A 13,164-nucleotide genomic window follows, 5' to 3' on the forward strand; every position below is an offset into this window, starting at 1 on the left:
AGGCAGAATCTGCCGCATGAGCAGCGATCAGCCCACCGAAGAGCCTGCGTACGACGACCGGGTCTACCGTTCCCCGATGGCCACCGTCACCGGGGTGGTGCTGCTCGCGCTGCTCGCATGGCTCTGCGGGGACGCCGTGGTGCGGGGCTCCGGGAACGTCCCGTGGATCGCCCTCGCCTCCGCACTGTGCCTGGCCCCGGTCATCGTCGCGTTCACGGTCCGTCCGGCCGTCTTCGCCAACGACGACCGGCTGCGCGTGCGCAACCCCTTCCGGATCATCGAGCTGCCCTGGGCGGCCGTCGACACCGTGCGGGCCCGGTTCGCCGCCGAGGTGCTCGCGGAGGGGACGACGTACCAGATGTGGTCCATCGCGGTCTCCCTGCGGGAGCGCAAGAAGGCCAACCGCCGCCAGGCGGGCCGGCTCGGCCTGGGCAACGGTCAGGCCAAGACCCCGGACGAGGACGTCCGCCAGGCCTCCGCCGACCGCATCATCGACGAGCTGCGGGAACTGCACGAGCGGTGCGCCTCGCGCGCCGGCGCCCAGGGCCCGGTGAAGGTCTCCTGGTCGTACGAGATCATCGCGCCCTCCGTGATCGGCGCGCTCATCCTGATGGTGCTGCTCGCCACCGGCTGACCGGCGGTTTCCCCGGAACCGCGAGCCCCGGAACCCGCGTCTCCACTGGCGTGCACCGTCTCAAGGGCAACCGTGTCAAGGGCAGTGGCAGCGCTGCCGTACAGCTGTGGATCCGGCTTCTCGCCGGGGTCCTGCTGGCCGCACACCTCCTCCTCGTCGGCTGGCTGATGCTGCGCCCGCTGGACGTGCCCTGGGCGGCGGCGGCCAATCTGACCCCGCTGGAAGGGATCAGGGCGGACCTCTCCTACGGGCCCCTGGAGGCCGCCCGCCGGATCGGCGGCGGGCTGGCGCTGCTGGCCCCGCTCGGGGTGCTGCTGCCGCTGATCAGCGGACGTGTGGAGCTTTCGCCGCTGGCCACGTGGTCCTCGCTGGTCCGGACGGCCGCCGCGGGCGCGCTGTTCTCCGTCGGCATCGAGATGCTGCAGATGGCGGTCCCGGGCCAGGTGGTCGACGTGGATTCGGTGCTGCTGAACACCCTCGGCGTCATGCTCGCGCACCTGGCGGTCGTCCCGGCCCTGCGGTGCAGGCTGCGGCGTTCTCAGGGCCCGACCCCGAGAATTACCAGGGTCGGGCTCGGCCCCTGGACCGACGTTCTGTCCTCTGTTCAGCGGGAGTATTGAGGCATCGCGGGAAAGCATCCCGCGGACCGCACAACGACCGAGGAGAGACCATGAGCGCCCTTGCCCGCCCCCGTGACGGACGATGGATCGGCGGAGTCTGTGCCGGTCTGGCGCGCCGATTCGGAATATCCGCGAACACGATGCGGATCATCTTCACCGTCTCGTGCCTGCTGCCCGGACCGCAGTTCCTCCTTTACCTGGCGCTGTGGGTGCTCCTGCCGAACGAGAAGTCGAGCGCCTCTTCGGCCGCCACCGGCTGGTAATCGGACGGACCCGGAATTCAGCGGGCGGCGCGGACCTTCTGGAGCTGCTTGTCCGCGACCTCGTGCGGGACCTGGGGGGTCTGGCGGCCACCCGCGACGTTGAGTGCCATGAGGCGCATGACGGTGTCGCCCTGGCGCACGACGACCAGGTGCACCTGGGCGCTGACGCCCTCGGCGGCCGCGGTCGTGGTCCAGCTGACGCTCTCGTCGCCGCCCGTCTTGTAGTCGGACGCCTTCACCTCGCGGTAGGCGCCGCTCTGCTTCTCGACGGTGGCGGTGAAGCCGGTGGCACAGGCGGCCACGGCGTCCTTCAGCCGGGCGATCAGCGCTTTGGCGTCGGACTCGGCGTAGGAGCTGACGGAGGCGGAGACGGCCAGGCCCATCTGCTTCTGGGAGCCGATGCCCCGGTTGACGGTCTCGCGCGCCGCCGGGTCCGGCTTGTCTCCCATGATGTCGGCGAGCGGCTGGCAGGCCTTGCGGTCCGCCTGCGGCTGGCCGTCGGGGGCGTTCGGGTTCTTGCCGTTCGCCGAGATCTGATAGCCGGCCAGGTCGCCCTGTGTCAGGGCGGCGCGCTCCAGCCGGCTGCCGCCCTGCCGGGGGGCGCCCGTACCGCCCGTACCGCCCGTGGTACCGGCTCCGCCGGTACCCGCGGAGCCGGGGGCTCCCGTGCCGGCCGAGCCCGCCGACGCGGACTGCCCGGGCGCGCTCGCGGAGCCCTTCGGGTCCGGGCCCTTGCCGGAGGCCGGGGTGTTCGTACTGCCGCAGCCCACCATCGCGGACAGCAGGGCGGGGAGCAGCACGGCCGTGGCCGTTCGTGCCTTCATGCGCATGATCGAGACCTCATACCCAGGGTTTCGGCGGGCAGTTGGCGGTGATCCTGGCACATGCCGCGACGCGGCACACACCTGATCGAAAAGGCGTGCGCCGCGTGGGCGTGCGTGCGAATCGCGTACGGGTCGCGTACGAATCCGACCGGGGATCCGAAGTGGATCAGGCGCCGAGGCCGCTGGTCGGCAGACCGCCGAGCAGGCCGGTCACCGTGCCGAGCGCGGCGGCCGGGTCCGTGGCCTCAGGGGCCTGCTTGCCCTCTTCGGCGGTCACGTGCTGCTGGCTGGTCGCGCCCTGGACGGCACCCGTGACGGTGCCCAGCGCGTCACCGAGACCGACGGCGGGGACGGCGGCCGAGGCGGTACCGGCGGCGACGGCGGCGAAGGCGGCACCGAGAGCGGCAACACCGAGGGTCTTGGCAGCTGACTGCTTCATGAGGAATCGTCCTTGCGACGGGGAAATGAGCGGCTCCGCAAACTAGTCACTTCAAACCCCCTCTCGCAAACATCATTAAATACGAGAAAGCGCCCGGGAATTGCTCCTCCCGGGCGCTTTCAGTCCGTCATGCCATGGCCTAGGCCGAGACGGAACCGCTGGTGGAAGCGGTTTGGCGGAACAGCCATTCCGACTTCAGCTCCGCATAACCGGGCTTGATCACGTCGTTGATCATGGCCAGTCGTTCATCGAAAGGAATGAACGCGGACTTCATCGCATTGACCGTGAACCACTGCATGTCCTCGAGCGAGTAGCCGAAGGTGTCGACCAGGTGCTCGAACTCGCGGCTCATGCTGGTACCGCTCATCAGCCGGTTGTCGGTGTTGACGGTCAGCCTGAAGTGCAGTTTCCGCAGCAGGCCGATCGGGTGCTCGGCATAGGAGACCGCCGCACCCGTCTGCAGGTTCGACGTCGGGCACATCTCCAGCGGGATCCGCTTGTCCCGGACGTACGAGGCCAGACGGCCCAGCGTCACGGAACCGTCGGCGGCGACCTCGATGTCATCGATGATCTTCACGCCGTGGCCGAGCCGGTCGGCGCCGCACCACTGCAGGGCCTGCCAGATCGACGGCAGACCGAACGCCTCGCCCGCGTGGATGGTGAAGTGGTTGTTCTCGCGCTTGAGGTACTCGAAGGCGTCGAGGTGGCGGGTGGGAGGGAACCCCGCCTCGGCGCCGGCGATGTCGAAGCCGACGACGCCGTTGTCGCGGTAGCGGTTGGCCAGTTCCGCGATCTCCAGCGCGCGGGCCGCGTGCCGCATCGCGGTCAGCAGCGCACCGATGCGGATGCGGTTGCCGTTGGTCCGCGCGCGGCGCTCGCCCTCGCGGAAGCCCTCGTTGACGGCCTCTACGACCTCTTCGAGGGTCAGGCCGGCTTCGAGGTGCTGCTCGGGCGCGTAGCGGATCTCCGCGTAGACGACGCCGTCCTCGGCGAGGTCCTGGGCACACTCGGAGGCCACCCGGAAGAGGGCCTCCTTCGTCTGCATGACGGCGCAGGTGTGCGCGAACGTCTCCAGGTAGCGCGGGAGGGAGCCGGAGTCGGCGGCTTCGCGGAACCAGGTGCCGAGCTTGTCGGCCTCGGTCTCGGGAAGGTTCTCGTAGCCGACCTTGTGCGCCAGCTCGATGATGGTCCCGGGGCGCAGTCCACCGTCGAGGTGGTCGTGCAGGAGCACCTTCGGGGAGCGGCGGATCTGATCCGGAGTGGGCAGGTTGGGGGTCTCGCTCGTCATCTGGGCACTCTAGCTCCTACGCGCGTAGAGCGGTGAGACGGAGTCCACCCCCGATATGTAACAGTGACCGCGCGGACGGGTGGCGTACACCTCCGCGTCTGAGACTGTTCCGTCATGGCACAGCATGCGCCGCCGGCGCGCGGGGCCCGCCTGGGGCGGGCGGCCGGCGCGATCGGCTCGGTCTCAACGGTCAGTGGTGTGGTGCTCCTTCTTCCCGGAGCGTCCAGATTGTCCCCCGGTCCGGTGCGTCCGCTGGCTCGGGCCCTGGCCCGTGCGGGCGCGGCGGACGGGCTGGTCACGCACCAGGTCATCCACGGTGCGGGCACCCGGCAAGGGGACGCCGAGTGGGCCGCCGACGAGGTGGTCCGCCTGTACGGAGACGTGCCGGTGTGCCTGGCCGGCTATGACGCGGGCGGCCGGGCGGCGCTCGCCGCGGCCGGCCACGAAGCCGTCAACTCCGTTCTGGCGCTCGCCCCTTCGCTCCCGCGGCAGTCCGGCACGGACTCCCCCGAACCGGTGAAGCAGCTCTCGGGGCGCCGGGTCCTGATCGTGCACGGGACCAACGACGCCCGGAGCGACCCGGAGTTGTCGTACCGGCTGGCGACCCGGGCGAAGAAGGCGAACCGCACGACGTGCCGCTTCGAGGTGCACTCCGACGGGCACGGGCTGCGCGAGCACCAGGACGAAGTCGTGGCCCTGTCCGTGGACTTCGTCCTCGGCTCCGTATTCTCCGGCCCCTATTCACGGCCGGTCACCGACGCGCTGGCGGCTCCCCCGCCGCTGGGCCTGCGGATGCCGCTGGCCTCCGGCTACGGGCGGTCCCTGCGCGGCTGACACCCGGCGAAGGCGGCCGGGTCGGAGGGGTGCAAGGCCTGCGGGGCGGAAAGGCCGGCGAGACGGAACGGCGGCGGGCCTCCGGCGGCAGCGGGGAGCCGCGGGCCGGAGGGCCCGGATGTGGTGGTGGTCGCGCGGGGCCGTCCGTGCCGGCCGCGCCGTCCCCTCCCGGTCGGATGACACGGGCGGGCCCGGCGCGACCACCTTGAGGCACACGCCCGCGCGAGGGCGCGATGCCAGGTCGGCGAAGCGCGGACGTGAGAATGCCCGCGCCCTCCCCCGAGAACGCCGTGGTACCACTGTGCCGGTTCGGCCTATCCTCACGAAGATCGGAGGGCATCGTCTTGGTGCCTTGCGGGAACACGAGGGGTTTACGAATCGGCACAGGCCGGGACGAATATGGATATGCCATCGGATGAAACGGACCAACTGAGCTCCGTGGCCCGGCGTCTTTACGGGTACGCGGCCGAGCGGCACGCCTTCTCCGAGACGGAGGCCGGTGAGGCGCTCGGCGAGTCCGTCGGAGCCGCCCTCGCCGAACTCGAGGCGGCCCACCTGATCCAGCCCCGCTCCCGCCCGGCCTCCGCCGCGGACGGCGGCCGCCCCGGCGAGCCCGCGCGGGTGCGCTGGAGCGCGGTGTCCCCGCGCGCCGCGGTGGCCCGGACGCTGGCCCCGCTGGCCCTGCGGGTGCGCGAGACCCACGACGAGATGGACCGGCTGCGCGTCCGGCTGGAGGACCTGCTCCCCGAGTACGAGGCGGGCGCCGAACAGCGCGACCGGGGAGGGGCGAACGCCCTGGAGCTGGTCACCGACCCGGCCGCGCTGCAGGGCCTGATCGGGGAGCTCGTCGCCTCGGCCGAGTCCGAGGTGCTGACCTGCCACCCGGGCGGCGGCCGCAGCCCGGAGACGCTGAAGGGGGCGGTGGTCCGGGACGAGGCGATGCTGGCCCGGGGCGTGCGGATGCGCACCCTCTACCAGCACACCGCCCGCTACTCCCGCCCGACGGCGGCCTACGTGGAGCGGGTGACCGCGCTCGGCTCGCAGGTCCGTACCGTCGGCGACGGGCTGATGCGGATGATCCTCGTCGACCGGCACACCGGGCTGATGGAGGTGCAGGACGACATCAAGGCGGCGCTGGTGGTGCGCGAGCCCAACGTCGTCCACTTCATGACGCAGGCCTTCGAGCGCTGCTGGTCGGAGGCCGAGCCCTTCAGCACCACCGTCGGGCCGGACCAGGCCCGCTCCATCTCCGACGAACTGCGCCAGACCATCGTGCGGCTCCTGGCGGAGGGCCTGGAGGACAAGGTCATCGCCCGGCGCCTCGGCATGTCGGAGCGCACCTGTCAGCGGCACATCGCCGAGATCATGCGGGCGGTGGGGGCCAAGTCCCGGTTCCAGGCCGGGTTCCTGCTGTCGGCGACGGCGGCGGCCGCCTCCGAGGCCGCCCGCTCCCCGCTCACTCGCCACCCGGCTGGAGCTCCGGAATCAGCCGCCCCCGACGGGACAGCAGAAACTTCTTGAACTCCGCCACCGGAGGCGTGTCCGGGTGCCCGTCGAGCCAGGCCACCCCGATCTCGCGGACAGCGCGCGGGGCGGTGACCGTCAGCTCGACGACCCCGGGCCGGGGCACCGCGGGCGGCGGCAGCAGCGCCACGCCGAGACCGGCGGCGACGAGCCCGCGCAGGGTCTCGGCCTCCTCGCCCTCGAAGGCGACCCGCGGCGTGAAACCGGCCTCCGCGCACAGGTCGTCGGTGATGCGGCGCAGCCCGTAGCCCGGCTCCAGGGTGACGAAGGTTTCCTCGGCGGCCTCCGCCAGGCGGATCCGCTTGCGCGTGGCGAGCCGGTGGTCGTCCGGGACCACGAGCCGCAGCCGCTGCTCGTCGAGCCGGCGGGCCACCAGGTCCGGGGCGTCGGGCAGGGGTGAGGTCAGGCAGAGGTCGAGCTCGCCCGCGCGCAGCTTCTCCAGCATGGCCTCGCCGTAGTTCTGGACCAGGGAGAACCGCACGCCGGGGTGGTCGGCCCGGAAGGCCCGGATCAGGCCGGGTACGGTCTCGGGGCCCAGGGTGTGCAGGAAGCCGAAGGCGACCTTGCCGAAGGACGGGTCGGCGTCCTGCTGGACGGAGCCGGCGGCGCGGGCGATCTCGGCCAGCGAGCGCTGCGCCGAGGCGAGGAAGGTGCGGCCGGCGGTGGTGAGCGCGACCGTACGGCCCTTGCGGGCGAACAGCGTGACGCCCAGGTCCTGTTCGAGGCGGACCATGGCCCGCGACAGGGTGGACTGGGGAACGCCCAGCTCGTGCGCGGCGCGGGTGACGTGCTCGTGCCGGGCGACGGCGACGAAGTAGGCGAGGCGCGGGGCCAGCGCATGTGTCACGGCCATGTCTTCTTCGTAACGACTCATCGATAGACACCCATCTGACCTGCGCTGATGCATGGATGGATTGATTATCGCGAATCTGTGCATTGGACGCATGAAAAGGGCGGCCCTAACGTCGTACGCATGCCTCCCGCTCATACCGGGGCACCCGTCATCCCGGGTGCCTCCACCCCGTCGTTCCCCGCCTCCGCACCCGAGGCGCACGAGCCCGGCCGGCCCGGCTACCGCCGCCTCAGCCTCGCGCTCTTCGCCGCCGGTCTGGCCACCTTCGCCCTCCTCTACTCCACCCAGGCGCTGCTGCCCGCGATCTCCGACGGCTTCGGCGTGACGGCGGGTCAGGCCAGCTGGACGGTCTCCGCGGCCACCGGCGCGCTCGCCCTGTTCGTCCTGCCGCTCAGCGCGCTCTCGGAGCGCTTCGGCCGGACCCGGATGATGACCTGGTCCATGGTGATCGCGGTCGGCGTCGGCCTCCTCGTGCCCTTCGCTCCGAACCTGGAGTGGCTGATCGCGTTGCGCGCCGTCCAGGGAGCGGCGATCGCCGGCATCCCGGCCTCCGCGATGGCGTACCTCGCGGAAGAGGTGAAGCCGAAGGCGCTGGTCGCCGCGATCGGCCTGTTCGTGGCGGGCAACTCCATCGGCGGCATGAGCGGCCGTCTCGTCACGGGGTGGGCGGCCCAGGTCTGGGGCTGGCGCGGCGGGCTGCTGACCGTCGGCCTGATGTCTCTGGCCTGCGCGGCGGCGTTCCTCGCCCTCCTCCCCCGGGCCCGGTTCTTCCGGCCGGCCTCACTGAACCCGCGCGCGGTGGGACGTACCGTCTCCGGGCACCTGCGCGATCCGCTGCTGCTGCGGCTGTACGGGATCGGCGCGCTGTTCATGACCGTGTTCGGGGCGGTGTACACGGTCATCGGCTACCGCCTGGTGGACGAGCCGTTCTCGCTCGGGCAGGGCCTCATCGGCTCGATCTTCCTGGTCTACCTGGTCGGTACGGTCTCTTCGGCGGCGGCCGGGCAGCTGGTGGCCCGGCTGGGCCGGCGCGGCGCGCTGTACCTGGCGGTGACCACGACGGCGGTGGGCCTGTTCCTGTCCCTCGCGGAGTCGCTCACCGCGATCCTGCTCGGCCTGGTCCTCATCACGGCGGGCTTCTTCGCCGGCCACGCGGTGGCCTCCGCGGCGGTGAGCCGTACGGCGAAGACGGGCCGCGCGCAGGCCTCGGCGCTCTACCAGTCGGCGTACTACGCCGGCTCCAGCGCCGGCGGCACGCTGGGCGCCCTCGCCTACCACTCGGCGGGCTGGGCGGCCACGGTCACCCTGGCGCTGCTCGCGGTCGCCGGGGTCGTCACGATCACCCTGTACGGGTCCCACGCGGCCCGTACGGCCCGGATCGCGGCGCTCGCGGCGCGCTGAGGGCCGAGCGGACGAGCGGACGAGCGGACGAGGACTGTGGGCAAGGGGCCGAGCGGGGCCTCAACCGGCGGCTGGCATGATCGCCGACCATGTCCACAGTCAGCGTTCACCTCATACTCGGCAGCACCGTCAGCATGATCGTCCCGGCCCGGGTGGTGGAGTCGGGCAAGGGCGGCGTGCTGCTGTGGGTGGCACCGGGCACCCCGCTCTGGCGCGCCACGATCCCGCCCGGCACCCACCTGCGGGACCTGCCGCCGGACGGCTCGTACCCGCTGCGGGCGGACCGGTGGCGGCAGGGGGGCGCGCTGATCCTGCAGCCGGCCGGGGCCGGGCACGCGGTGTGGTGGAACTTCACGCCGGAGCAGGAGTTCCGCGGCTGGTACGTGAACCTCGAATCCCGCGTCCGCACCCGGGACGGCGCGGACGTCCACGTGACCGACCAGGAACTCGACATCACGGTGACCCCGGACCGCGCGTGGGAGTGGAAGGACGAGGAGTCCTTCGCCGCGAAGACGGGCCACCCGGCGTACTGGACACCGGCCGAGGCCGCCGCCATCCGCGCGGAGGGCGTCCGCGTCACCCGCCTCATCGACGCGGCGGCCCACCCCTTCGACGGCACCTGGTGCGACTTCCGCCCGACGCCGTCCTGGCCCCTCCCGGACCGCCCGCCGCTGCGGCTCGGGCCGGTCACCGCTCCCTCGGGGGTGCTCGTCCTGGGCAAGGCCGGCTGGATCGACCACCGCCCGGACGGCGCCCCGGCCCTCGCCGACCGCGCCCTCGCCATGGCGGCGACGGGCGGCGGCCACCTCCACGACGGCGGGGCGGCCGGGCCCGAACCCTGGGGCTTCGAGGCCGTGGCCGTCCCCGCCGCCACCGACCGCCCCCTCGCGGTACGGGCCTGGACCTCACCGTCCCCCTTCGACGGCGAACCGGTGATCTCGGCCCTGGAGATATCCCTCGGCCTCCCCTGGAACCACGGCCCCGCCCCGGTCCCCCTCGGCGACCTCCCGGTCGACCGCTGCGGCATGATCCTGGGCGACGCCCTGGCCCTGGACGCCTTCGAGGGCCTGAACGGCGACTCCGTGGACGGCTTGGCGGACGTCACCTACCGGGGCAGGTACGGGGAAGAGGCCCACGCCGTGTTCGGCGGCGAGCCGGTCTCCGGAGCCTCCGGCCCCCGGGGCTTCCTCGACCTCCCGCTGGGCCTGGCCACGGCCCTGGCCGGGCGGATCGAGGACTGGGTCCGCGCAGGGCCGGGCAACGGCCTGCTCGTGTCCGTGGACCCCCACACCGACTACCACCGTGCCCGGCGCGCCGGCTGGGGCCATCCGCTGCTGGCCGGGGACATCGAGCTCGGCGGGTGCCGAGTGCTCGGACTGGGCTGGGACCCCGGCGACCACTCCGAGCGGCACCGCGGCGAGCGGGAGGACGGCCGGGTGTACCCGGTCACGCTGGAGGAGCGGGCGGGCGAGGCCGTCCTGCGCTGGACCATCCCCGCGTACGAGGCTCCGCCCGAAGACGATGACTCCGGCACCGGCACCGGCACCGGCACCGGCACTGGCACCGGCGAGGAGCAGTCAGCGCTCTGACCTGCGGCTGCCCCAGGCGGCCCGGGGGCCGGCGGTCGGCCGCCGGGCACCGCGCCGCGTGCCGGGCTGCGGTTGTCAGTGGCCTCGGGTAGTTTCCGAAGTACCGGGAACTAGCAGGGGGATCAAGGGACATGACCGAAGCCACCGACCTCGCACCCGAGCTCGACGCGGCGCTCGACCGCTACCGCGTCGAACTCACCGGGTACTGCTATCGGATGCTCGGCTCGGCCTTCGATGCCGAGGACGCCGTGCAGGACACGTACATCCGTGCCTGGCGCAGCTTCGGGAAGTTCGAGGGGCGGTCCTCCCTGCGGTCGTGGCTGTACCGCATCGCCACCAACGTCTGCCTGGACCTGCTGAACGCGGGGAACAAGCGCGCCCGGCCCATGGACCTGAGCGCTCCGCAGCACCAGGCCTCCGCCGTGCTCAACGAGCGGCCCGAGGTGACCTGGCTGGAGCCGGTGCCCGACGGGCGGGTGCTGCCGCAGACCGCCGATCCGGCGGAGATGGCGCTGGCGAAGGAGTCCGTACGGCTCGCCTTCGTGGCCGCGCTCCAGCACCTGCCGGCCAAGCAGCGGGCCGTACTGATCCTGCGCGAGGTGCTGGCCTGGAAGGCCGACGAGGTCGCCACCCTGCTGGACACCACCGTGGCGTCGGTGAACAGCGCGCTGCAGCGGGCCCGTGCCACGCTCGCGGCCACCCGGATCAGGGAGAGCGAGTCCGCGGACCCGCTGGACACCGACCAGGTCAAGCTGCTGGAGCAGTACCTCGCCGCCTTCGAGGCCTACGACATCTCCCGGCTGACCGCCCTGCTCCACGAGGACGCGGTGCTGTCGATGCCGCCGTTCGACCTGTGGCTCCAGGGCCACGAGGACATCGCGGCCTGGCACCTGAACCAGGGCATCGGCTGCAAGGGCTCGCGGATGATCCCGACCACGGCGAACGGCATGCCCGCCTTCGGCCAGTACCGGCCGCGGGAGGACGGGCAGCCGGGCTGGACGCCGTGGGCCCTCCAGGTGCTGGAGGTGTCAGACGGGAAGATCACCGGGCTCAATGCCTTCCTGGACACCGCCCGGTGGTTCCCGCTCTTCGGGCTCCCCGAGCAGCTCGACGAGTCCTACGAGGTGCAGGAGAGCGCGTAAGGCCGGGGTGGCCCCGGTGACCCGGAAGGGGATGCCGAGGCGCCGGGCGGTCAGGGCCGCACGGGCGAGGGCCTGGACGGTCGCGAGGGTCGGCGCGGCGACGGCGCCGACATCGCACACCACCGCGTCGGGCCCGTCCCGGCACAGTGCGCGCACGCGTGCGCACAGCTCGGCGGCATCCGGTTCGGGCCCCTCCGGGGCCAGGATTCTGATCTCCACATGAGGGCAGACCTCCGGCCCCGCCCGAACTCATCGGCGGGGGACGGGGAAGTCCGAAGTGTCCGGCGTGTGGCCGAACGGCTTGGGGATGTAGATCGGCTCGCCGAACTCAACCACCGACGGCAACCGACGGTCCCAGCATGCAGAACGGGACCGGTGGTCGTCCACCGGTCCCGTCCAGCCGTACGAGTGAGCTCGCAGGACTACGCGATGCGGTCCAGCACGATCGGCGTGGCGGAGAAGGCCGTGCCCGCCGTGGCGATGTCGAAGGTGCCGTCCAGCGCCGCCAGGGCGTAGTCGAACTTCTCCGGGGTGTCCGTGTGCAGGGTCATCAGGGGCTGGCCCGCGACCACCGTGTCGCCCGGCTTCGCGTGCATCTCGATGCCCGCGCCCGCCTGGACCGGGTCCTCCTTGCGCGCGCGGCCGGCGCCCAGGCGCCAGGCGCCCACGCCCACCCCGTACGCGTCCAGCCGCGTCAGCACGCCCGAGGACGGGGCCGTGACCACGTGCTGCTCCCGCGCGACGGGAAGCGCCGCGTCCGGGTCGCCGCCCTGCGCGGCGATCATCCGGCGCCACACGTCCATCGCGGAGCCGTCGGCCAGCGCCTTCGCCGGGTCGGCGTCCTTGATGCCCGCGGCGTCCAGCATTTCCCGGGCCAGGGCCAGGGTCAGCTCGACCACGTCCGAGGGGCCGCCGCCCGCCAGGACCTCGACGGACTCGCGGATCTCCAGGGCGTTGCCGGCGGTCAGGCCGAGCGGCGTGGACATGTCGGTGAGCAGGGCGACCGTCTTGACGCCCGAGTCGGTACCCAGGCCCACCATGGTGCGGGCCAGCTCGCGAGCGTCCTCGATGTTCTTCATGAAGGCGCCGGTGCCGACCTTGACGTCCAGGACCAGGGAGCCGGTGCCCTCGGCGATCTTCTTGGACATGATCGAGGAGGCGATCAGCGGGATCGCCTCGACGGTGCCCGTCACGTCGCGCAGCGCGTAGAGCTTCTTGTCGGCCGGGGCCAGGCCGTCGCCGGCCGCGCAGATGACGGCGCCGGTGGTGTCCAGGACGTGCAGCATCTCCTCGTTGGAGAGCAGGGCGCGCCATCCGGGGATGGACTCCAGCTTGTCCAGGGTGCCGCCGGTGTGGCCGAGGCCGCGGCCCGAGAGCTGCGGTACGGCCGCGCCGCAGGCGGCGACGAGCGGGGCCAGCGGCAGGGTGATCTTGTCGCCGACGCCGCCCGTGGAGTGCTTGTCCGCGGTCGGGCGGGAGAGGGAGTCGAAGTTCATCCGCTCGCCGCTCGCGATCATCGCGGCGGTCCAGCGGGCGATCTCGGCCCGGTTCATGCCGTTGAGCAGGATGGCCATCGCCAGCGCCGACATCTGCTCGTCGGCGACCACGCCGCGCGTGTACGCGTCGATGACCCAGTCGATCTGCTCGGGGCTCAGTTCACCGCGGTCGCGCTTGGTGCGGATGACGGAGATGACGTCCATGGAAGTGCTTCCTTCTACGCGCATAGAGAGAGGAGAGGGGTTGGCGGGAGGGC

The 13,164-nt window shown here is 72.3% G+C and carries 14 protein-coding genes; 8 read left to right on the forward strand and 6 right to left on the reverse strand.

The genetic code is table 11. The features are described 5' to 3' along the window. Positions 1–16 precede the first annotated feature (16 nt). Genes ACFYM0_RS20095 through ACFYM0_RS20105 form a run of 3 tightly spaced genes read left to right on the forward strand, consistent with a single transcriptional unit; the run spans position 17 to position 1,517 of the window. Positions 17–634 (forward strand): PH domain-containing protein, encoded by a 618-nt coding sequence (locus tag ACFYM0_RS20095; protein ID WP_388503121.1) that lies wholly within the window; start codon positions 17–19, stop codon positions 632–634. 50 nt (positions 635–684) lie between these two features. Continuing rightward, positions 685–1,254 carry a VanZ family protein gene (locus tag ACFYM0_RS20100; protein ID WP_388503123.1) on the forward strand — a complete coding sequence of 190 codons (570 nt, stop codon included), beginning with the start codon at positions 685–687 and terminating at the stop codon, positions 1,252–1,254. A 50-nt stretch (positions 1,255–1,304) separates the two neighbouring features. Next, on the forward strand, positions 1,305–1,517 hold the full coding sequence (locus ACFYM0_RS20105; RefSeq protein ID WP_388503126.1) for a PspC domain-containing protein: 213 nt from the start codon (positions 1,305–1,307) through the stop codon (positions 1,515–1,517). A 17-nt stretch (positions 1,518–1,534) separates the two neighbouring features. Here the strand turns inward: ACFYM0_RS20105 and ACFYM0_RS20110 are convergent, their stop codons facing one another. The 3 genes from ACFYM0_RS20110 to ACFYM0_RS20120 all read right to left on the reverse strand — a co-directional run bounded on the left by ACFYM0_RS20110 (position 1,535) and on the right by ACFYM0_RS20120 (position 4,068). Then, the gene (locus ACFYM0_RS20110) at positions 1,535–2,341 is read right to left on the reverse strand and encodes a hypothetical protein (protein WP_388503127.1); all 807 of its coding nucleotides are present in this window, start codon (positions 2,339–2,341) and stop codon (positions 1,535–1,537) included. Between the two features lie 166 nt (positions 2,342–2,507). Beyond that, positions 2,508–2,780, reverse strand: coding sequence for a hypothetical protein (locus ACFYM0_RS20115; RefSeq protein ID WP_388503130.1), 273 nt, complete (start codon positions 2,778–2,780; stop codon positions 2,508–2,510). Between the two features lie 139 nt (positions 2,781–2,919). Continuing rightward, on the reverse strand, positions 2,920–4,068 hold the full coding sequence (locus ACFYM0_RS20120; RefSeq protein WP_388503132.1) for an adenosine deaminase: 1,149 nt from the start codon (positions 4,066–4,068) through the stop codon (positions 2,920–2,922). A gap of 114 nt (positions 4,069–4,182) precedes the next feature. Between ACFYM0_RS20120 and ACFYM0_RS20125 the strand changes: the two genes are divergently transcribed. Continuing rightward, positions 4,183–4,902, forward strand: coding sequence for an alpha/beta hydrolase (locus tag ACFYM0_RS20125; RefSeq protein WP_388503135.1), 720 nt, complete (start codon positions 4,183–4,185; stop codon positions 4,900–4,902). 405 nt (positions 4,903–5,307) lie between these two features. Continuing rightward, complete coding sequence (locus ACFYM0_RS20130) at positions 5,308–6,423, forward strand: LuxR C-terminal-related transcriptional regulator (protein ID WP_388503138.1); 1,116 nt, start codon at positions 5,308–5,310, stop codon at positions 6,421–6,423. Here ACFYM0_RS20130 and ACFYM0_RS20135 read toward each other — a convergent pair. Continuing rightward, the gene (locus ACFYM0_RS20135) at positions 6,359–7,300 is read right to left on the reverse strand and encodes a LysR family transcriptional regulator (protein WP_388503140.1); all 942 of its coding nucleotides are present in this window, start codon (positions 7,298–7,300) and stop codon (positions 6,359–6,361) included. The two genes, ACFYM0_RS20130 and ACFYM0_RS20135, sit on opposite strands and share 65 nt — an antisense overlap. Before the next feature lie 99 nt (positions 7,301–7,399). Here ACFYM0_RS20135 and ACFYM0_RS20140 point away from each other — a divergent pair, with 99 nt between their 5' ends. The 3 genes from ACFYM0_RS20140 (at position 7,400) to ACFYM0_RS20150 (ending at position 11,411) form a co-directional block, all read left to right on the forward strand. Then, complete coding sequence (locus ACFYM0_RS20140) at positions 7,400–8,680, forward strand: MFS transporter (protein ID WP_388503143.1); 1,281 nt, start codon at positions 7,400–7,402, stop codon at positions 8,678–8,680. An 89-nt stretch (positions 8,681–8,769) separates the two neighbouring features. Beyond that, positions 8,770–10,269 carry a DUF402 domain-containing protein gene (locus ACFYM0_RS20145; protein ID WP_388503146.1) on the forward strand — a complete coding sequence of 500 codons (1,500 nt, stop codon included), beginning with the start codon at positions 8,770–8,772 and terminating at the stop codon, positions 10,267–10,269. Positions 10,270–10,400: 131 nt separating this feature from the next. Beyond that, positions 10,401–11,411: a sigma-70 family RNA polymerase sigma factor gene (locus ACFYM0_RS20150; RefSeq protein WP_388503149.1), complete on the forward strand. Its 1,011-nt coding sequence runs from the start codon at positions 10,401–10,403 to the stop codon at positions 11,409–11,411. On the opposite strand, the gene ACFYM0_RS20155 is transcribed toward ACFYM0_RS20150, so the two are convergent. Continuing rightward, complete coding sequence (locus ACFYM0_RS20155) at positions 11,298–11,630, reverse strand: STAS domain-containing protein (RefSeq protein WP_388503151.1); 333 nt, start codon at positions 11,628–11,630, stop codon at positions 11,298–11,300. The genes ACFYM0_RS20150 and ACFYM0_RS20155 overlap by 114 nt on opposite strands. Before the next feature lie 203 nt (positions 11,631–11,833). Then, positions 11,834–13,111, reverse strand: coding sequence for a thymidine phosphorylase (locus ACFYM0_RS20160; RefSeq protein WP_388503154.1), 1,278 nt, complete (start codon positions 13,109–13,111; stop codon positions 11,834–11,836). Positions 13,112–13,164: the final 53 nt, after the last annotated feature.

Source organism: Streptomyces sp. NPDC006487 (assembly GCF_042870555.1).
Classification (GTDB): Bacteria; Actinomycetota; Actinomycetes; order Streptomycetales; family Streptomycetaceae; genus Streptomyces.